The 21,192-nt window shown below is 42.4% G+C and carries 18 protein-coding genes; 6 read left to right on the forward strand and 12 right to left on the reverse strand.

Annotated elements, in window-relative coordinates:
- Positions 1-32 precede the first annotated feature (32 nt).
- The 4 genes from J3P37_RS01345 to J3P37_RS01360 are packed head-to-tail and all read right to left on the reverse strand — an operon-like array spanning position 33 to position 3,435.
- A complete protein-coding gene (locus tag J3P37_RS01345; RefSeq protein WP_256009188.1) occupies positions 33-1,034 on the reverse strand; it encodes an MBL fold metallo-hydrolase in 1,002 nt (333 codons plus the stop codon).
- 3 nt (positions 1,035-1,037) lie between these two features.
- Complete coding sequence (locus J3P37_RS01350; RefSeq protein ID WP_256009189.1) at positions 1,038-2,132, reverse strand: putative type IX sorting system protein PorV2; 1,095 nt, start codon at positions 2,130-2,132, stop codon at positions 1,038-1,040.
- Positions 2,132-2,806, reverse strand: a complete 675-nt coding sequence (locus J3P37_RS01355) for an ACP phosphodiesterase (RefSeq protein ID WP_256009190.1) — start codon at positions 2,804-2,806, stop codon at positions 2,132-2,134. Before J3P37_RS01355 ends, J3P37_RS01350 begins: the two co-directional genes overlap by 1 nt.
- Positions 2,807-2,865: 59 nt before the next feature.
- Positions 2,866-3,435: an NUDIX domain-containing protein gene (locus tag J3P37_RS01360; protein WP_256009191.1), complete on the reverse strand. Its 570-nt coding sequence runs from the start codon at positions 3,433-3,435 to the stop codon at positions 2,866-2,868.
- A 236-nt stretch (positions 3,436-3,671) separates the two neighbouring features.
- Here J3P37_RS01360 and tyrS point away from each other — a divergent pair, with 236 nt between their 5' ends.
- Positions 3,672-4,958 carry a tyrosine--tRNA ligase gene (gene tyrS, locus J3P37_RS01365; protein ID WP_256009192.1) on the forward strand — a complete coding sequence of 429 codons (1,287 nt, stop codon included), beginning with the start codon at positions 3,672-3,674 and terminating at the stop codon, positions 4,956-4,958.
- 43 nt (positions 4,959-5,001) lie between these two features.
- Here tyrS and J3P37_RS01370 read toward each other — a convergent pair whose 3' ends face one another.
- Entirely contained in the window at positions 5,002-5,967 is a 966-nt protein-coding gene (locus J3P37_RS01370; protein ID WP_256009882.1) for a LuxE/PaaK family acyltransferase, read from the reverse strand.
- A gap of 354 nt (positions 5,968-6,321) precedes the next feature.
- Here J3P37_RS01370 and J3P37_RS01375 point away from each other — a divergent pair, with 354 nt between their 5' ends.
- Together J3P37_RS01375 and glgB are read left to right on the forward strand one after the other, a co-directional pair.
- The gene (locus J3P37_RS01375) at positions 6,322-8,784 is read left to right on the forward strand and encodes a glycoside hydrolase family 31 protein (RefSeq protein ID WP_256009193.1); all 2,463 of its coding nucleotides are present in this window, start codon (positions 6,322-6,324) and stop codon (positions 8,782-8,784) included.
- 15 nt (positions 8,785-8,799) lie between these two features.
- Positions 8,800-10,779, forward strand: a complete 1,980-nt coding sequence (glgB, locus tag J3P37_RS01380) for a 1,4-alpha-glucan branching protein GlgB (RefSeq protein WP_256009194.1) — start codon at positions 8,800-8,802, stop codon at positions 10,777-10,779.
- Between the two features lie 95 nt (positions 10,780-10,874).
- Here glgB and J3P37_RS01385 read toward each other — a convergent pair whose 3' ends face one another.
- From J3P37_RS01385 to rpmB, 7 genes are all read right to left on the reverse strand, one after another.
- Complete coding sequence (locus J3P37_RS01385) at positions 10,875-11,957, reverse strand: Ldh family oxidoreductase (protein WP_256009195.1); 1,083 nt, start codon at positions 11,955-11,957, stop codon at positions 10,875-10,877.
- Between the two features lies 1 nt (position 11,958).
- Positions 11,959-13,551 carry a bacillithiol biosynthesis cysteine-adding enzyme BshC gene (bshC, locus tag J3P37_RS01390; protein WP_256009196.1) on the reverse strand — a complete coding sequence of 531 codons (1,593 nt, stop codon included), beginning with the start codon at positions 13,549-13,551 and terminating at the stop codon, positions 11,959-11,961.
- A 49-nt stretch (positions 13,552-13,600) separates the two neighbouring features.
- Positions 13,601-14,932 carry a 30S ribosomal protein S12 methylthiotransferase RimO gene (gene rimO, locus J3P37_RS01395; protein WP_256009197.1) on the reverse strand — a complete coding sequence of 444 codons (1,332 nt, stop codon included), beginning with the start codon at positions 14,930-14,932 and terminating at the stop codon, positions 13,601-13,603.
- Positions 14,933-14,950: 18 nt separating this feature from the next.
- Positions 14,951-15,913 carry a signal recognition particle-docking protein FtsY gene (gene ftsY, locus J3P37_RS01400; RefSeq protein WP_256009198.1) on the reverse strand — a complete coding sequence of 321 codons (963 nt, stop codon included), beginning with the start codon at positions 15,911-15,913 and terminating at the stop codon, positions 14,951-14,953.
- 120 nt (positions 15,914-16,033) lie between these two features.
- A complete protein-coding gene (locus J3P37_RS01405; RefSeq protein WP_256009199.1) occupies positions 16,034-16,201 on the reverse strand; it encodes a DUF4295 domain-containing protein in 168 nt (55 codons plus the stop codon).
- Between the two features lie 82 nt (positions 16,202-16,283).
- Positions 16,284-16,466 (reverse strand): 50S ribosomal protein L33, encoded by a 183-nt coding sequence (gene rpmG / locus J3P37_RS01410; protein ID WP_256009200.1) that lies wholly within the window; start codon positions 16,464-16,466, stop codon positions 16,284-16,286.
- A gap of 22 nt (positions 16,467-16,488) precedes the next feature.
- Positions 16,489-16,722, reverse strand: coding sequence for a 50S ribosomal protein L28 (gene rpmB, locus J3P37_RS01415; protein WP_256009201.1), 234 nt, complete (start codon positions 16,720-16,722; stop codon positions 16,489-16,491).
- 301 nt (positions 16,723-17,023) lie between these two features.
- Between rpmB and J3P37_RS01420 the strand changes: the two genes are divergently transcribed.
- From J3P37_RS01420 to acs, 3 genes are read left to right on the forward strand one after another with little or no spacing between them, the layout of a single operon-like run.
- Positions 17,024-17,308 carry a DUF485 domain-containing protein gene (locus J3P37_RS01420; RefSeq protein ID WP_256009202.1) on the forward strand — a complete coding sequence of 95 codons (285 nt, stop codon included), beginning with the start codon at positions 17,024-17,026 and terminating at the stop codon, positions 17,306-17,308.
- Entirely contained in the window at positions 17,305-19,245 is a 1,941-nt protein-coding gene (locus J3P37_RS01425) for a sodium/solute symporter (protein WP_256009203.1), read from the forward strand. The genes J3P37_RS01420 and J3P37_RS01425 overlap by 4 nt, the downstream gene beginning before the upstream one ends.
- Before the next feature lie 24 nt (positions 19,246-19,269).
- The gene (gene acs, locus J3P37_RS01430) at positions 19,270-21,177 is read left to right on the forward strand and encodes an acetate--CoA ligase (RefSeq protein WP_256009204.1); all 1,908 of its coding nucleotides are present in this window, start codon (positions 19,270-19,272) and stop codon (positions 21,175-21,177) included.
- Positions 21,178-21,192 lie beyond the last annotated feature (15 nt).

Genomic DNA, 21,192 nt, shown 5'->3' on the forward strand with positions numbered 1-21,192 from the left:
GGGCAGCAAAGACACCCTTTGGCACCCTGCTGTTATTTATATCTTTTCCACCACCAGGAGTTGTATGCGGCTTTAACTTCAACTGTTTCACCGGGCTCAGGAATCAATAAGTTAATACCTTTTTCCATGGCATCGGGGATGAGACTTTCAATAGGTTCTTCCCAGGGATGGGTAGCAAGGTTAAATGTAGCCCAATGGATGGGTAACATAAGGCTGCTATTTAACATCAGCTGCGCTTGTATGGCTTTAAGAGGACCCATGTGGATGTCTTCCCAGTCGTCATTAGCGGCGCCAATTTCCAGGGCTGTTAAATCGAACGGGCCATATTTGTCACCAATATCTTTAAAGGCAGGAAACATCCCGGAATCAGCGCCAAAGAACACGCGGTGTTTAGGGCCAATGATAGCCCATGAGGCCCACAATGTTTTAAACCTGTCGTTAAGCCATCTTCCCGAGAAATGGCGGGCAGGGGTGGCGGCAATAGTAAAGCCCTCAAATTCTATCTCATCCCACCAGTCAAATTCGGTGATATTAACCTGTTGAACACCATAGCGGTTAAGCCATGCACCAACACCCAGAGGACAGAAAAAACGGATACTCTTAGTCCCAAGATATTTTACCGTTTCTGCATCGAGATGATCATAGTGATTGTGGGAAATGATGACGCCATCAAGCGGAGGAAGTTCGTCCAGACCTATAGGCGTATCAAAAAAACGTTTAGGCCCAATAAAGCTGAACGGGGAAACTCTGGAGGCCCATACAGGATCTGTGAGGAACCTTTTTCCATCGATCTCAAAAAGGACGGTGGAATGACCGAGCCATGTAACCCTTAATGTTTCCGGAGGAAGATCATTCAGGAGCTCCAGGTTAGATCTGAAAGGGCCCAGGGGAGTTTTCGGCTCTCTTAAATGTTTGTTTTTATCAAAAAAGTTTTCGCGAAGTATTTTTAAGAATGCGCCCTGTTTGGTAACAACAGTAGGAATGGTATTTAAAAATATTTTTCCGTTGAAATTTGGGGAATTAAAAGAACTCATTTATTACTTGGTGAATATCAATCTTACAGAGAATACATTGCTGTAAAGTGCATCAGAGGAGTTACCGATATCTGTTAGTGCATAGTCTACACAGAAGTTCTTGATCCGGATGCCAACTCCCATATTTGGCTGGTAGGTATATGCTTGTTTTCCCTCAAAGTCGGTAGCTTTCTGGATGTTTCCTAAGCCGGCGCGAAGGAAGGCTGTTTTTTTGAAATCCGCTTCAACGCCTATGGTAGGATCAACACTTACCGGGTCAGCAGAGATCAGTACATTCCTTTGTCCGTCGGTGGTCAGATTTAAATTGGCTTCGCCGGTAAATCCAAAGTTCTGATTTAGTCTGTTGGAATAAGCAGCACCAAGGACTACCCTTGGATAAGTCAGTTCTGTTGAATTTTTCGGTATTTCGTTACCAGTGGCAGTGTAAACAGAACTTAGCTTATTTGCATTATAGGTCCAGGAGTTGTATGTGGTGGTAATATCACGGCCCATAGCTCCAAAAGACCAGTGCTTAAACAAATATTGTACTCCGAAATCGAGACCGAAACCAAAGGATTTACCATATTCACCAACTTTTCTGTGGATCACTTTAACATTGGCGCCATAACTGAGGCCGGTGGGAGATTCCTTGTCTGACTGATTTCTTCTCTTCGAATTACGTGCATAGGATAATATGAAGGCGTAATCAGCTGCTGAAAAAGATTTCACCCTGTCGTAATTTATATTTCCGTCCAGGTCGATCAGTTCGGATGTATCGGGGATGTCGTCAACTCCAAAACGTACTACCGAAAACGCCATGACTGCTGTATTGTCGGCAACCGAAGCAGCTATTCCTCCATAGTCATACCGGGCTAGTCCGGCAAAATATTTCGAATGCATTAAACTCGCCTGAACCGGTCCTTCAAGACGTGTCAGGCCCGCCGGGTTCCAGTAACCTGAGGTAACATCGTCAACAGAGGAGACTACAGACTGGGACATTCCGAAAGCACGGGATCCTACGCCTATATTCAAAAACTCATTACTGTATTTCTGCTGGGCAAAAACAGCAGCCGGAGAAAATAAGAAGCCCAGGAGGAAAAATCTAAAGTGCTTTCGCATCAGTTCACAATACTATCAATCTCCTCAAATATAAGCATAAAATCGCTTTGTAAATCGTGTTGATAATCAATTAAAACGGCAGTCATCTGCAGCTTCTGGGTCTCGTTAAATGGGTCATCCCATAATCTCATACAGATCCTGGACAAGGCATACATGATATTTTCGGCTTCGCGGTAGCTGTTGAGGTATGAAGCTTCAATAAATTCGTCCAGGAAATTAAAAAAGAGACTGGTATCGTCGACCTTGTTGAGTTCAAGGAAATTACTTAATGCGGGTCTGCTTGCTTCGGCGATACGGGCATAGAAAGGTTCGGCCTCAATCTTTGAATTTGTAAGAAGTAGCGCATCAAGCATCAGCTCCAAAGAAATATGAGCAACGAAGGAGGGCCTCACCGGCGAGCTTACTAATATTGGAGCAATAAGGTTTTTAATGCGTTGGGTGTGCTGGCAGAAGAAATCGGAAGAATGGAAATGTTTATCGACCTCTATATGGCGTTTCCAACCCGTGAAGATTGATTTCAAGCTGGTGTTCTGGAGTATTGCAGACTCCTGTTTTTCTGGCCGGAAACTCCATTCTTTCTTTGCATTTTTAACCAGATCCGGTAATACTACTCCGATAACCCTGTCGGGGTCTGTAGTATGCCTGTCAAAATAAAAATGCGATAAAAAGTTCATACGATAATATTAACCGCCTGTAATGGCAGAGCAGTAACAATATACGAAAAATCTGCGGATTATATTAAGTTATGCAGCAAAGCGTATTGCAGAAGTACTAAGGTTTTAATATCCTTAATATGGCCCCTGATGAGTTCTTCTCTGATCGCTGCAGCCGGAAATTCTAAAACCTCGATATCTTCGCCTTCTTCTTCGAGCCCTCCTCCTTCATTAACTTTCATATCAGGAGAGTATTTGCCTACAAAAAAGTGTACATATTCAGTAAAAGAAGACGGAGAAGAATATCCCTCGGCAATTTTTTCTATTTCCGAGATACGGAATCCTGTTTCTTCTTCCACTTCACGGATTATTGCATGTTCAGGAAATTCACCTTCATCCAGAAGTCCTGCACAAGCCTCCAGCAGTGCTTCTTTTTTGTCAAGATAAACCGGAAGACGGAATTGCCGGGTCAGGATCACCGTTTTTCTGTCTGGATCATACAATAAAATGGATGCTGCCTGGGGCCGGTGGAATAACTCACGTTCCTGGATTTTGGTAACTCCTGAGTCTGTTTTCTCAAACCTAATCTGTTCGAGTCGTGATCGCTTGTTTGCTAGGGTCTGTCTTTCAAGGATTTTGATGTTTGGCATACTTAGCTAACATTCGTATCAAATGCTAGGTTTTTTAAATTTTTATTTGAGTTAATTGTCATTGCGGTTGAATGCTAATAGGGGCTCAATTCTGTTCGTTCCGGGTTTTATTTACTGCAAGGTGTGATGGACCATTGTATCCGGCCCGGAATTATTTGCGCAGGAATTGAGAAGCGGGGCCATTCGGATAATTTGTCAATTCCCCTATCTTTGCGCATCTTAATAATGTACATAATATGAATTTTGTAGAAGAATTGCGTTGGCGGGGCATGCTGCACGATATAATGCCGGGAACAGAGGAAGAACTGAATAAGGGCATAGTATCAGGATATATTGGTTTCGATCCAACAGCTGATTCGCTGCATGTAGGGCATCTTACCCAGATAATGACATTGATCCATTTCCAAAAAGCGGGTCATAAACCGGTAGCATTGGTTGGGGGAGCAACAGGAATGGTAGGAGATCCCTCTGGAAAATCGGCAGAACGGAATCTCTTATCGGAAGAGACACAGAACACGAACGTTGCGTCTTTGAAAAGCCAGCTATCGAAGTTCCTTGATTTCGAAAGTGATGCACCGAACAGTGCAGAGATGGTGAATAACTACGATTGGTTCAAAAACTTTAGCTTTCTCGATTTTATACGAGATGTTGGTAAACATCTTACTGTGAACTATATGATGGCAAAAGACTCTGTCAGGAAGCGTCTTGAAGGAGAAACGGGTATGTCTTTTACCGAGTTCAGTTACCAGCTGGTGCAGGGGTATGATTTTTACTGGTTATGGAAAAATAAAAACTGCCTGATCCAGATGGGTGGATCTGATCAGTGGGGAAATATTGTAACCGGGACAGAACTGATCCGACGGATAGGATCTGGATCTGCATTCGCTTTGACTACACAGTTGATTAAGAAGTCGGATGGTACGAAGTTCGGAAAAACCGAAAGCGGCGCGGTATGGCTTGATGCGAAAAAAACTTCCCCATATAAATTCTATCAGTTTTGGCTAAATGCTGCAGATGATGATGCAAAGAACTGGATCCGGATCTTTTCATTAAAATCAAAAGAAGAGATCGAAGCCCTGGAAAAAGAACATGATGGGGCTGCGCATCTGCGGATATTACAAAAGGCGCTTGCTGAAGAGATCACCATTCGTACCCATTCTGAAGAAGCATTGCACACGGCACTTAAAACATCCGAATTTTTGTTCGGGACCGGTTCTGTGGATTTCTTACATCAATTGGATGACGAGGGCGTTCTTGAGGTTTTTGAAGGTGTTCAGCAATTCAATATTTCTAAAACGGAATTGGAGAGCGGGATTATTGTAACTGATTTACTCGCAGAAAAAGCTGCTGTTTTCCCGTCAAAAGGAGAGGCGAGGAAGATGATTCAAGGGGGAGGAGTTTCGCTTAACCGGCAAAAGTTAACAGATGTGACCCAGGTGGTTAGTGCAGATTTGCTTATCAACGGTAAATACCTGATTGCGCAAAAAGGAAAGAAGAACTATTTCCTTTTGATTGCCAGTTAGTTTGCTGAGACAGTGACTGTTTCCGCTTCTTTGGTTGAAATGGTCACTGTACCAGTAAGTTGCATCCGCGGATGTCGCTATTGTCGAATCTTCCTGCAACTTCAAAGCTCCCGTTGGTGTGAATACGTCCCAGATCCTGCGTTGCGATGAAAGAACAGGATTCCATATTTGCCAGATCGATGATGTTAAGGCCGCCTGTTCTACCTGTCTCAAGAAGAGAAAGAGGATCGTTTATGTCCCTGATTAATATTTTCATCCAGGGAGGGCATTCAAACAGCCCCTCGCCCTTTGAATATGCTTGTGAAAGGAGCTCCGTCATGCCGTATTCCGAATGAATAGCAGGTACACCGAATCCCCTGCTAAGCTGTTTATGAAGGTCTTCCCTGATCATTTCTTTACGTTTGCCTTTCATGCCGCCGGTTTCCATAACAATCAGTTCAGGGAAATCTATAGTATATTGCTCTAAAAAATCCAAAAGGGCATAAGTGACACCAATTAGGATCACTTTTTTTTGCTCAGCTTTCAGGCGGTTCAAGGTTTCATACAGCTCTTTGTGGTTATACAAAAAATAGCCGCTCAAAGGACTTTCGCTTTCACGGATTAAGGCATCAACCATATAGATCAAAGAAGATCCTTCGCGCTCCAGGTAAGAGGGTAGGAGAGCGAGAATAGTGTATTTCTTTACATCTCCATAGAAAAAATTAAATCCCCTTCGGAAGCTTTCCTCATATAAGCTGACATTTTTAACGATATGCCGGCTCTGGACGGTACCGGTGGTGCCTGAGCTGGTAAACAGCGTTTCGTTGCCAGCAATGGCTCCGCATACAACTTTGTGGTTCTTGAAAAACTCAATGGGCAGGAAAGGTATTTGGGTATATGAGCTTACTTCGGCGGGTTCAACTCCTAAGCTCTTTGAAAATTGAGCATATATGTCGTTCGAACTGATCTGATAGTTAAACACTTGTATCGCTTTTGTGTTAAAATCAGCCTCAGATAAACTGAACAACATTTTATCAGACAAAGGAATATTCACAAGTCAAAGATACGGATGAATTTGAATCAAGTAGTTTAGAATATTTACAAATACACATTAAAAATATAATTCCGGCAATTGTATTTGTGTTTTTATGAAAGTATTGCAGGCGATAAGATGAATTGTTGAAAAATTTTCAAACTAATTTTCGTCGCCTTAGAAAAGTTTGACTAGAATCTCTATATTTAATGGCTGCATTATTGATATGTGCAGGGAAAATCGGGTGGCAGTGTAAACATTTTGTTCTTAGAATAGTTTAGGTTGGCACACCCCGCTATTATTGTCTGGTTGGTATTTGATGCTGCTAACAGCATTATTATTTTTAATTAAATGGTAGAAAAAGAAAACAACAAGGAATCTTTGCCTGAAATCAGTATTGAGCAGTTAGAGGAGGGTGTTCAGCATGTGAACAATCCTATAATAGGCTTAATGCCTATTGAGAAACGTTATCTCAAGTCTGTCAAAGAATATGTTCAGAACAACAACAACTTTTATTTTTCTGATGGCGAAGCTAGAGTTGAAGTAAGAGTAGTAAGTGATGAGATTATAAGGGTGAGGCTTGCCCCTCATGGAACCTTCCTGGAAGAGTTTTCTTACGCCGTAAATAAACCGGAACAGCGGGTTACTGTGTTCTCCTTCGACGAGGACGAGGATAAATATTGGGTGAAAACTAATACAGTAACCTGTTTAATTAGCAAAAAAGATTTTCTTATTTCTTTTCAGGATAATCAGGGACTCGTTACCAATGAAGATTATACTACCATGCATTGGGAGGAAAATGCTGATTTTGGCGGATACTATGTATACTGTACAAAGAAATGTAGTCCTGAAGAAAACTTTTATGGCCTGGGAGATAAACCTACAGGTTTTAACCTGCGGGGCAAGCGTTTTCAAAACTGGAATACAGATACTTATTCTTTTGCTAAAGACCAGGATCCTCTTTACAGATCCATTCCTTTTTATATTGGGATTAAAGAAGGGGTGAGTTATGGCGTGTTCCTGGATAATACCTATAAAACACATTTCGATTTCGGGCATCAGGAGCATGACAAAACTAGCTTCTGGGCTGATGGTGGTGAAATTCAATATTATTACATCCACGGCCCGCATATGATGGACGTGGTGAAACGTTACCATACCTTAACCGGAACACATCCTTTGCCTCCTCAGTGGGCTCTTGGCTATCATCAGTGCCGCTGGAGCTACTATCCTGAGAGCAAATTGAAGAGCCTTGCTAAAAACTTCCGTGAGAGAAAGATCCCTTGCGATGCCTTATACCTGGACATCGACTATATGGATGGTTACAGATGTTTCACCTGGAACAAAAAGTATTTTCCGGATCCTAAACGAATGATCAAGGAATTGTTAAACGATGGTTTTAAAACCGTTGTCATCATTGATCCGGGGATTAAAGTGGACGACAATTACTGGGTGTTCCGCGAAGGCAAGGAAAATAAATATTTCTGCCGCCGCAGTGATGATTATTTTATGGAAGGACACGTATGGCCAGGACGATGTCAGTTCCCTGACTATACTAACCCGGAGGTAAGACAATGGTGGGGAGGTCTCTTTAAGGAACTGGTAGAAGTTGGTGTAGCCGGAGTTTGGAATGATATGAATGAGCCGGCAGTTTTTGGTTCAGGCACCTTTCCTAACGATGTGAGGCATCAGTACGACGGGCATCGCGGATCACACCGGAAAGCCCATAACGTGTACGGAATGCAAATGGTGCGCGCTACATATGATGGTTTAAAGAAGCTGCAAAAGAACAAAAGACCTTTCACTATTACCCGCGCAGGTTATTCCGGAGTGCAGCGATATTCTTCGGTTTGGACCGGCGATAACCTCGCTTCCTGGGAGCATTTAAGACTGGCATCCTTACAGTGCCAGCGCTTGTCGGTATCCGGCGTTTCATTTTGTGGTACCGATATTGGTGGTTTTACAGGAGAGCCTGATGGTGAATTATTTACCCGATGGATACAATTAGGCGTATTCACTCCATTCATGAGGGCTCACTCTGCCGGTGATACCCGCGAGCGGGAGCCATGGAGTTTCGGTAAGGAATATGAGGATATAAACAGGAAATTTATAGAATTACGTTACCGGTTATTGCCTTACATTTATTCCGCATTCTGGGAGCAGCACCGCTATGGATTCCCTATTTTGAGGCCAATCGTAATGGTGGAACAGGATGTTAAGACCAACCTTGTAAGGGAAGAAGAGTTTACATTTGGTGATAAGATCCTGATCTCGCCGGTAATGGAACCGGGTCAAACGTCAAAAGTGCTTTACCTGCCGGCAGGTAAATGGTATGACTACTGGACTCACGAGCCGTTTGAGGGTGGAATGGAACATACCGTTGCAACTCCTCTGGACAGTATGCCTATCTTTGTTAAAGCAGGTTCAGTGATACCTGAGTGGCCTTTAATGCAATACGTTGGTGAGTTTGAACCGGATGAGATCAAGTTCCAGATCTATTATTCAGACTATGAAGTTAACTCCTTCTATTTTGAAGATCACGGAGATACTTTCGCATATGAACAGGATATTTATACTGAGAAAAAGTTTGTTGTAAAGGGCGACGCAACAATGCTCAACATTAAACAGTTTTCCGAAGGATTGTATACTCCTCGTTACGAAACTTATGAATTAAAATTAATAGGTTTGCCTTTCATTCCTTCTAAAGTATATATCGATGGCAAAGAACAAAATCAGGACCTTAAGTTTGACGAACTTAAGAGAGTAATTATTCATGCCAATAAGAATTTTAGAAACATCGAGATCTTCAAATAATGATTGGAAAACAGTATGAGTAAACTATCGAAAAAGAAGCCTGAGGCAATACCAGCGGTTCCTTCAACAAACCATGTAAGGCCTTTTTCAAGGTTCACCGACTTCGATATACACTTATTCAAAGCGGGTAAACACTATAAGCTTTATGAAAAGCTTGGATCTCACGTAATGCAGGTTGAAGGCCGGCGGGGAACCTACTTTGCTGTCTGGGCTCCAAATGCAATGCAGGTTTCTGTTATCGGAAATTTCAACGGATGGAATAAAACATCACATCACCTGTTTGCCCGCTGGGACAGCTCAGGGATCTGGGAAGGTTTTATTCCGGACGTCGGAAACGGTGAGGTGTATAAGTTTGCCATTCATTCAAACACCGGAGAGCAGCTCGAGAAATCTGATCCTTATGCTTTACGCTGGGAGGAACCTCCCAGAACGGCTTCAATAATATGGGATACCTGGTATGAATGGGTTGATAACGACTGGATGCACCACCGTTACGAACATAATAGCTTAAATAAGCCTTATTCTGTTTATGAGGTGCATTTTGGATCCTGGATGCGAAGTCCGGATGATCCTGAGAAGTATCTGAGCTATCGTCTCATGGCGGATAAAATTGTTCCATATGTAAAAGAAATGGGCTTTACGCATGTAGAGTTTATGCCGCTTATGGAACACCCTTTTTATCCTTCCTGGGGCTACCAGATCACCGGATACTTCGCGGCTTCTTCCATTTATGGCACGCCTCAGGACCTGATGTATCTTATAGAGCAGTTTCATTTAAATGGAATTGGCGTAATTTTCGACTGGGTGCCTTCGCATTTCCCGGGCGACCAGCATGGTTTGTTCCGGTTTGATGGCACGCATTTGTACGAACATGCAGATGAAAAGGAGGGCTTTCACCCTGATTGGAAATCGTATATATTCAATTACGGGCGTAATGAAATACGTTCATTTCTTATAAGCAATGCTATTTTCTGGCTGGAGCGTTTCCACGTAGACGGATTGAGAGTAGATGCTGTGGCGTCTATGTTATACCGGGATTACTCCAGAAAAGAAGGACAATGGGTGCCAAATCAGTATGGAGGACGTGAAAATCTTGAAGCAATCAGCTTTTTAAAGGAGCTTAATATTGCGGTTTACAGCCATTTTCCGGATGTTCAAACCATCGCTGAGGAGTCCACTGCCTTCCCCGGAGTAAGCCGGCCTGTATTTAGCGGTGGTCTGGGTTTTGGGATGAAGTGGATGATGGGCTGGATGAACGATACCCTGAGTTACTTCGAGCAGGATCCGATCAATCGCAAGCACCATCATGGACAGATCACTTTTAGCACTGTTTACGCCTTTACAGAGAACTTCATGCTGCCACTGTCTCACGATGAAGTAGTACATGGTAAAAAATCGCTTATCTATAAGATGCCGGGAGATGAATGGCAGAAATTCGCCAATCTTCGTCTCTTGTATACCTATATGTTTACACATCCAGGTTCTAAGTTGCTTTTCATGGGCTGCGAGTTCGGACAGACCGCAGAATGGAATGCAGAGCAGTCTCTTGACTGGCATCTCCTGGACTTTGCGCCACATAAGGGATTGAATAACCTTGTAAAAGGATTAAATGCACTTTACAAAACGGAAACAGGCCTTTACGAGAAGAATTTTGAATGGGATGGCTTTGAATGGATCGAAGTAGGGGATGCTGAAAACTCAGTGCTGGCTTATTGTCGCAAAGGAAATGCGGAAGACAGTAAGCTGGTGGTGGTGTTAAATTTAACGCCTGTTCCGAGATATGATTACAGAGTTGGTCTGCCACATCATGGCGACTGGGATATCATATTTAATTCTGATGATGAGCAGTTCTATGGCAGCGGCTTCAAGCTTAAAGAAGAAATAACTGCTGAAAGACTTCACTGGCACGGTCGCTCACAATCGGCATTGCTTGATCTGCCTCCCTTATCAGCCCTGGTTCTGAAACGGTTCAATCGTACAGCCAAGTTCTGGTAAGATATTAGACAATAAAAGCCTGCTTCCAGCAGGCTTTTATTGTCTAATATCTTACTCTGGTTTCTAAGCACACGTGCCGCGTGTGCCAAACTTGCTTATAAACCTTCAATACCAAACCTCCGAGCTAGCTCCTTAAGATCTTTTACCACAGATTCATCCAACGGGATCCCGTTTAACTTCCTTTCTTTTTCAGCTTCAAATTCAGGCTCTCCAGGAATAACAACAGGTTGCTCAGGATCGATAGGCTTAGCTGATTTAAACCGCTCTATCCAGTTGTCGAGGTGACTCTTAAATTCATCCACCGGGCGGAAACCATCAACACGCATCGCTCCCACAAAATGCCCGATACCCTCTCCCGGAAGGTCAGGCAGGGGATCCAGAAACGCAACAAAAGGAGGTACCCAGGGTCCGTAATTTGCTCCTGAAAGAACAGCCGAAAGAATGTCGACGGTGGCGCTTAATCCAAAACCTTTATGACTTCCATGTTCCCTGTCGCTTCCTAAAGTAAGCAATGAGCCACCGGTCTTCAGTGCATGAGCATCACTGGTACTTTCACCGGTCTTAGTCTGCACCCATCCTTCGGGTATAGCTTTTCCTGCTCTTTGAGCTATCTCCAGCTTGCCGTTTGCAGCAGCAGCAGTAGCCATATCCACTACCACCGGGGCGTGTTTTCCGGCAGGGAAAGCGTAACACATGGGGTTAGTACCCAACAGTCTCTCCGTGGTGAAAGTGGGTGCCACCAATGGGCTGGCATTGGTCATGGCAAAACCGATCATATCATATTTCACAGCCTCGGTGGCATGGTAACCGGCTATTCCGAAATGATTTGAATTCCGTACTGATACCCATCCAGAACCATATTGCCGGGCTTTTTCAATAGCCAGTTTCATGGCAAAAGGAGCTACTACCAGGCCAAGTCCCCGGTCGCCGTCCACTGTAGCTGTTGTGGCCGTTTCATGAACAACCCTGATGTTGGGGCTGGTATTTATCCTTTGCTTTTCCCACAAACGTACATATCCGCTTAAGCGTGCCACTCCATGAGAATCAATGCCTCTAAGATCTGAGGCTAGAAGCACATCGGCTGCTAACACAGCGTGCTCTTCGCTGCAGCCCATTTTTATAAAGACAGATTCTGTAAAGCTTCTGATAGCTTTTTCAGGAAATATCGGGAAATTCATATTATGGTTCTAAGATTGTGAATTTTGCCTCTAATGGTTTGAAGTTGTCAACAAGGGATTGAATAAGGCCAGGCCCGTGCGTTACGTAGTATTTTCCAAAGTTTTCGGACCGTTCCTGTAAACCTCCACCAGGGAAATGCTTGTTTTTCAGATTATCAATTTGTTCTAAAACTGTTTGATGATTCCGCTTATCGGCTTTAAGAAGTTTTTTTTCCAGGTTACCCATCGCTTTTTTTAGGCGGGCTTTGATGGCTTCAGAGCTAGGAGCAAGGGTAGGGTCAATTTTATAGGTTCTGAGTTTGATCTTTTCAAAGATACTGTTCAGTTCGTTCCACTCGTCCGACAAATGCAGGACGTGGTCTGAATGAGCCAGCACCCAGTCGCTTTTTATACGTTCAACCGGTTTGAACAGATCTTTGGTGTCGATATGGAGATGGCAAAGCTTACTGCTGAAACCGTGCTGTGTAAGCAAGGCAGAATTTCGGAGAACCAGGATAGGGAAGTCGACCTGGTGACAGGAAAAGCTCTTTTTCAGTTGCAGCCTGTAAACCAGTTCTGCCCCCCCTCCGATATAAGCAAGGTTTGGCAGGATAATTTCCTGGTAAACCGGTCGCATAACGACATTCGGGCTGAATCTATCAGGAAAACTCCTGATCTCAGTTTTAAGTTCTTCAGTGTTAAATTTAATATTAGTATTTAATACGTAATAAAGGCCATTTTCAAAAGTGATGCGTTCGCGCAGATCATCTTTCATATAAAAGAAATTGATCTCCCTTGAATTTACCTGAGTATTGAAGCCGGCTTTCTTCAGCTCCTCACTGCTTTCATTTATTGCTTTAAAGCTTAGCTGCTCAATGATGTCTTTTTCAATGACCGGAGCAAATTGCTGTTTCAGCTGAATATCATCCGCATCGATTATTACTAATCCGAAATCTTTAAAGAGAAAATTTACAAGGTAGCGCGTTGCATCCGCAAGTCTGTCATGTTCTAAATACGCAGTCTCGATGGCCTCGCATAAAACCTTTGAGTTTTCGGAGATTCCCAGCGCATTTTGATAAACTCTGACAGCTTCCACAACTGTTTGAGTGTCCAGCCTCCCTGTTGCACCTGACGCGGCTCTTTCCCATGCTATTTTTTTACCATGCACGCTGGTGTGATTGATCTCCGCAAAATCATGATCTTCTGTGGCCATCCAATAAACTGGCACAAAGTTCCTGTCGGGATACGCGTCCTTAAGCTCATTTGCCAGATTAACAGCGGTAACTATCTTATATATGAAGTAAAGAGGGCCCGTGAAGAGATTGAGCTGATGCCCGGTTGTTATGGTATAGGTGTTTTCAGAACGGAGCAGATCAATACTGCGGGCGACTTTATCAGATACCGGACACTTCAGCCGCGAATATTGTTTTTCTAATACACTGACTAAATTGTCCCTGTCAGCCAGGACTTTTTTATCCTGGATCAGCTTTTCGAACTTATCTAAACCTGGAAAGTCGTAAACAAAGGGTTTAAGCCGGGGATCATGCGCAAGGTAACTTATTACAGCAGGTGAAAAACTCAGCGTGTCGTTATAATCTATATAAGAGGCTTTCATGAATAAACGAAAATAGAGGAATTTCACGAATTCCTCTTTAGTTTATCATTTATTTGACAATCTGTCCATAGAGGTCGAAGTCTTCCGCCCGCTCTATTTTAGCGCTGACGAAGCTTCCTGTTGTAGCGTAGTTAGTACTGGCATGCAGCAAAACTTCATTGTCAACTTCAGGAGAATCGAACTCAGTACGGCCAACAAAATAATCACCTTCTTTTTTATCAATGAGGACTTTAAATGTTTTTCCAACTTTTTCCTGGTTCTTATCGAAGGAAATAGCTTGCTGGATCTCCATAATATCTTCCACGCGCTGTTCTTTTACCTCTTGCGGTACATCATCGATAAGAGTATGGGCATGGGTTTTTTCCTCATGCGAATAAGTGAAGCAACCCAAACGATCGAACTTAGTTTCTTCTACCCAATCTGCCATTTCGTGAAAGTCTTGCTCTGTTTCTCCAGGATAACCACAGATCAATGTTGTCCGGAGAGCAATGTCAGGCACCTTGTTGCGGATCTCCTGTACAAGTTCAGTAGTCTTTTGCTTGGTGATACCTCTGCGCATGGATTTTAACATATTGTCTGAAATATGTTGAAGAGGCATGTCGAGGTATTTGCAAATGTTATCACGCTCATTCATCACATCCAGGATCTCCATAGGAAAACCGGAAGGATATGCATATTGCAGACGGATCCATTCTACCCCGTTCACATCAGACAGATTACGGAGCAGATCATCAAGCCTGCGCTTGCCGTAAAGATCAAGTCCATAATAAGTGAGATCCTGGGCTATCAGGATAAGTTCTTTGGTTCCGTTCCTTACCAGGCCTTTTGCCTCCTTAACCAGATCTTCAATTGATTTCGAAGCATGCTTTCCGCGCATCAGCGGAATGGCGCAGAACGAACAAGGCCTGTTACATCCTTCGGCAATTTTGAAGTATGCGAAATGCGAAGGAGTAGTTAACAGCCGCTCGCCAATCAATTCATATTTGTAATCGGCTCCTATTGAGCTCAGGATATTTTGCAGATCGTTGGTGCCAAAGTAAGCATCAACATTTGTTATCTCTGCCTGAAGTTCAGGTTTGTAGCGTTCAGAAAGGCATCCCGTTACAATAACTTTTCCAACTTTCCCCTGATCCTTAAGTTCACTGTACTGTAATATCGTATCTATTGATTCTTGCTTGGCATTATCAATAAAGCCGCAGGTATTGATCACAATGATATCATCTTTGGAGACTTTATCAGCTTCGTGGACTACGTCCATCTGGTTGCCTTTAAGCTGCCCCATCAGCACTTCAGAATCATAGACATTTTTAGAGCAACCCAGAGTTATAACATTAACCCTTGGTTTTTTAATTGAGTCCGTTGCCGCAATCTTAGTTCTCATTCCTTCCCTCCAATTATATTATTTAAATAAGGACTCAACAAAATCCTTTTTATTAAAAAGCTGTAAGTCGTTGACTGATTCACCAACACCAATGTATTTTACCGGGATCTTAAACTGATCAGAAATACCAATTACAACCCCCCCTTTGGCGGTACCATCCAGCTTAGTTAAAGCCAAAGCGTTTACATCGGTTGCCTGGGTAAACTGTTTACATTGTTCGATAGCATTTTGCCCTGTGGAAGCATCAAGAACAAGGAGAATCTCATGAGGTGCACCGGGGATGACCTTTTGCATCACGTTCTTGATCTTGGTAAGCTCATTCATCAAAGCCACTTTATTGTGCAGCCTTCCGGCAGTATCAATGATGGCGACATCTTCATTATTAGCAACAGCTGATTGAAGAGTGTCGAAGGCTACCGAGGCAGGATCAGATCCCATTGGCTGGGCAACTACGCGAACCCCTACACGTTCCCCCCATAATTTAAGCTGATCTACAGCAGCAGCCCTGAATGTATCGGCTGCACCAAGCACCACTTTATTACCAGCCTGCTTTAATTTATGTGCCAGTTTACCAATAGTAGTGGTTTTACCCACGCCATTAACACCAACTACCATAATCACATAAGGCTTATGATTTCCATACTCAAAGTTTTCAAAATCGTCGCTGTTATTCTCGGTGAGAAGTTGCTGTATTTCTTCTCTTAAGATGCCGCTCAGCTCGCTGGTGTTGACATATTTGTCGCGCGAAACACGATTTTCTATACGTTCAATGATCTTCAGCGTGGTAGTAACACCAACGTCAGAAGTCACAAGGATCTCTTCCAATTCGTCAAGAACCTCATCATCAACCGTTGATTTACCGACAACCGCTTTGGTAAGTTTAGAGAAGAGACCTTCCTTGGTTTTTTCCAAACCTTTATCAAGGGCTTCCAGCTCTTCTTTCGGAGCTTCCTTCTTTTTGAAAAAATCAAATAGTCCCATTAATGTGAAGATTTAATATGCTAAGAAAAACAGGCGGCATTTATACCTGGACTGCCTATCTACAAAAAAAGCCCTCCTGATATACATCGGGACGGCTATATATTATTTTAAAGAAAAGAACTACTGAGCGTTTTTAGCTTCAGCAATAGCGTCTTTAACGTGATCATTGTGAGCAATAATCTCTTTAAAAGAGTAAGCGCCGGTTTTTGGTGATTTCACCATGGTAATTACTTTAGAGTATTCTTTACCTTTTCCGGTTTTCAGGGTTGCAACTACTTTCTTTGCCATCTTATTTTAATGATTAAATTGATGATTGACTGAATTTTAATGGACGATTGCCTTATCAATCTTCCACAATCCTATCCTTCAATTATTTTATTTCTTTATGAACAGTTACTTTTTTAAGGTAAGGGTTGTATTTTTTCAACTCTAAACGCTCAGTAGTGTTCTTTTTGTTTTTGTTGGTGATATAACGAGACATCCCAGGTACGCCACTTTCTTTTTGTTCAGTACATTCTAATATAACCTGAACTCTGTTACCTTTCTTTGCCATTTTCTATTTCTCTATTTAAAGATTAAACGTATCCTTTTTTAAGGAATTTATTAATTACGGCGCTGATGCCATTTTTATTGATAGTTTTTACCGCTGAAGTAGAAACTTTCAATGTTATCCAGCGACCTTCTTCCGGAATGTAAAATTTCTTTACTTTCAGGTTTGGGTAAAATTTACGCTTCGTCTTAACGTTTGAATTAGAAACGTTGTGACCATTCATTGGCGCTTTCCCTGTTAAATCACAAATTCTCGACATGACTATGTAGTGTATCTTGTTGTAGTAAAACTCAGTCTCTTAAAGAGTTTGCAAATATCTACATTTCAAACCATAATCGCAATAATATTTTATTTATTTATTTTCAGGACTGAAATGCGCCCATTTGAAAAATTTAAAAGCATTTGTTTAGAAATATTTCTAATTTAACAGCCGTAAATATTGGATAACCAATACGAGTAACAATAGCCTGTTTGAAACAGGATGTGATTTTTGAAAGCTCTAAATATGACTGGTCAAAAATACTAACATAACCAAATTAATAACTAAACTGATCAAGATTATGCATCATGGACCTGCAGTTGAACTAGGTGTTGACAATGCTTCCAAAAAGAAAGCCCGGTTAGGCGTCTGGTTTTTCTTTTTATACCTTTTTTTCTACGGAGGATTTGTCGCAATCGGGGTATTAAACTACGAACTACTCAGCCAGGAGATCGTAGCCGGCCTTAATCTGGCTTTATTTTACGGTATCGGCTTAATCGTTTTTGCAGTTTTGCTTGGTATTCTTTACAATAATTATTGCTCACGTTTTGAAGATGAGATGAATAAGGAGGAGAAGACAGTATGATTTACGGCATATCTTATATTGCGTTATTCTTTTTCGTATTATTTGTTGGCCTGGTATTGGGGCTCTCCTTTTATTTTGCGCGAAAAACCAAATCAGCTTCTTCTTATTATGCTGCTGGGGGGCAGATCCATTGGGCTGTAAACGGGATTGCCTTTGCGGGTGATTATTTGTCGGCGGCCTCTTTTCTGGGGATATGTGGCATGATCGCAACATTTGGCTTCGACGGTTTTTTATATTCCATCGGATTTCTTGCCGGCTGGATAGTAGCATTATTTCTGATAGCAGAACCTCTCAAGCGTTTAGGTAAATATACCTTCACCGATGCGTTGAACTCTACATTTAAATCGAGGGCAATTACCTTAACAGCTGCAATAAGCACTCTGATAGTATCGGTTTTTTACCTGATACCGCAAATGGTAGGGGCAGGAGACCTGGTTACTCCTTTATTGGGCTTTCCTCATTGGGTCGGGGTAGTTTTAGTAGGTATAGTGGTGATCTTTATTGTCGCCAGCGCCGGCATGACCTCTACAACCTATGTGCAGTTTATAAAGGGCGGATTGTTGCTGCTTCTTTCGTTAATCCTGACTTTCTACATATTAAAGAATGGGTTTACACTGAACCCCGGACAGAATGGTCAGTCATACCACCAGTTTATCACACTGGCTCCTTCAGTTGAAAATAATAAAGTGGTAAGCGCGGGAGACTGGAACGTTGTTTCACAGCAGGAAGTAAAAGGGAAGTCATTTGTGAAACTGGAAAAAGATGGTGTAGAACGCTGGTTTAATCTCGTGGAAAAGGATGGTGCTTATATCTTAAAAGAAGCTTTGTCTATAGCTGAAAGCGGAAAGGGATCCCTGCTTTATAACGGCTTACCAAAAGAAAATGCCAAATTTTTTCAGGTAGGGCACATGAGTAAGATCATAGTGGATGGCAAAGAAGTTGAAAAAACAGGCCCCGTTGGCCCCTTTGAGTTTTTGTCGACTATCGAAAAAAGTGAGATTGTCCGTTTCGCTGAAGCTAAATTTTCGGATGAAGGCAAAAAGGTTACTGTATACTATCAGAATGTCACTTCAGGAAAGGATTTTATGTTACCTGGCCTTAAATATAAAATCGGCAAAGGGGCAAGTATTTGGAGCCGGCTCGACTTTATCTCTTTAATGCTTGCATTATTTCTGGGTACCGCTGCGCTTCCCCACATTCTTATCAGGTATTATACTGTAAAATCACAAAGAGATGCGCGAAAATCGACGATTTTAGCTATCGGCGCTATAGGGATGTTTTATGTACTAACTATGTTTATGGGACTTGGTGCTGCGGTAAATGGGGTACTGGATGTAGAGTCAAGTAATATGGCTGCACCCTTACTGGCTCGCGCATTTGGTGTGATATTATTTTCTGTGATATCAGCCGTTGCTTTTGCTACTATTTTGGGTACAGTTGCCGGGCTGATCATCGCTTCATCAGGAGCCATTGCTCACGATTTACTAGACAATTACTTTAAGCTTGGTTTAAGCGACGTGAAAAAGGTGCGTGCGGGTAAGATCTCCGCGTTTGTCGTAGGGGTCTTTGCCATCATCTTAGGTATACTTTTCAAGGGAATGAATGTTTCCTTCCTGGTGGGCTGGGCCTTTTCTATAGCAGCCTCAGCAAACCTTCCCGCTATTTTATTTTTGCTTTTCTGGAAGAAGACTACAGCGAAAGGAATTGCCTGGTCGATCGCAACAGGTGTATTGTCGTCACTTTTTATTATTTTAACATCGCCAACTATGTGGGACCGGTATGGCCTGGATCCGGCAACGGCAATTCATAAGTTAGATAATCCGGCTATTATTTCCTTTCCAATGGCGATAATTGTTGCTTACGTGGTATCGTTAATAACTCAGACGGACAATCATAAAAATATACAACAAATTAATTTAGAACAAGTGGATGCCTGATGGCAGATATGTATTAAATATAAAATGAGCTTACAAATCAAATCATTCGACAATTACAAACGAGTTTACGATTATAGTGTAAAAGAGCCTGAGCACTTTTGGGCTGATATAGCAGAAAATTTTCAGTGGCGGAAAAAATGGGATAAAGTTCTTGAATGGAACTTCAAAGATCCGGACATTAAATGGTTTCAGGGTGCTAAGTTGAATATCACTGAAAATTGTATCGATCGTCATCTAAATACGCTTGGCGAAAAGCCTGCTATTATATGGGAACCGAATGATCCTGAAGAATCACACCGCGTTCTCACTTATAAACAGTTGCATGATAAAGTTTGTCAGTTTGCCAATGTTTTAAAGAATAACGGTATTGAAAAAGGCGATCGTGTTTGTATCTACCTTCCGATGGTACCCGAGCTTGCAATTTCAGTACTGGCTTGTGCACGTATTGGAGCTATCCATTCCGTTGTATTCGGAGGTTTTTCGGCACAGTCGATCGCAGATCGTATAAACGATGCTTCCTGTAAGCTGGTTATTACGGCCGACGGAGGTTTCAGAGGAAATAAAGATATTCCTTTAAAAGCTATCATTGACGATGCGCTTGTTCAATGTCAGAGTGTGAACAAGGTAATAGTGCTGACAAGAAGCCGGACTCCTGTATCGATGATCAAGGGCCGCGATGTGTGGTGGGAAGATGAAATTAGGAAAGTGGAGACACTGGGCAACCCTGTTTGTCCTGCTGAGGAAATGGATGCTGAAGACGTACTTTTCATTCTGTACACATCAGGTTCGACGGGAAAACCGAAAGGTGTGGTACATACCACTGCAGGATATATGGTGTATGCAGGATATACCTTTGCCAATGTATTTCAGTATCAACCAGGAGAAGTATATTTCTGTACTGCTGATATAGGCTGGATCACAGGTCATTCCTATATTGTTTACGGACCTTTATCCCAGGGAGCTACTACATTAATGTTTGAAGGAATCCCTACCTATCCAACTCCAAGTCGTTTTTGGGATATCGTTGAGAAATACAAAGTGAACATACTTTATACGGCTCCGACGGCTATACGCTCATTGATGAGTTTTGGAGATGAACCTTTAAAAGGGAAAGATTTTAGTTCCATAAAAAAGTTAGGTTCAGTAGGAGAGCCTATCAATGAAGAAGCATGGCACTGGTTTGATGAAAAGATCGGTGACAAAAAAGCGCCAATAGCCGATACCTGGTGGCAGACCGAAAACGGAGGGATCATGATTTCACCTATTGCAGGAGTAACGCCTACAAAGCCCGGATATGCAACTTTGCCTTTACCAGGCATTCAGCCTGTGTTGGTAGATGAAAACGGAAAAGAGCTGGAGGGCAATGATGTTTCAGGGAACCTGTGTATAAAGTTTCCATGGCCAGGAATGCTCAGGACTACCTATGGAGATCATGAGCGGTGCCGTCAGACTTATTTTTCAACATATGAAAATATGTATTTCACTGGAGATGGTTGTTTGAGGGATGAAGATGGTTATTACCGGATTACAGGCAGGGTAGATGATGTATTGAATGTTTCTGGGCACCGTATCGGCACTGCAGAAGTTGAAAATGCGATTAACATGCACTCAGATGTAGTTGAAAGCGCGGTTGTAGGTTATCCGCATGAAATAAAAGGTCAGGGTGTTTATGCATATGTTATACTCGGGCAATCAGAGCATGATCCGGAGTTAACGCGTAAAAATATTTTACAAACAGTCACCCGGATCATTGGTGCTATTGCTAAGCCGGATAAAATTCAGTTTGTGTCTGGTTTACCGAAAACCCGTTCCGGGAAAATTATGCGCAGGATATTAAGGAAAATAGCCGAAGGAGAAACTGCAAACCTTGGCGATACAAGCACTCTTCTGGATCCGGCGGTAGTGGACGAAATAAAAACAGGAGCCCTGTAAGCAAAAGAACAATTT

Source organism: Desertivirga xinjiangensis, assembly GCF_024436435.1.
In the GTDB taxonomy this organism is placed as follows: Bacteria; Bacteroidota; Bacteroidia; order Sphingobacteriales; family Sphingobacteriaceae; genus Desertivirga; species Desertivirga xinjiangensis.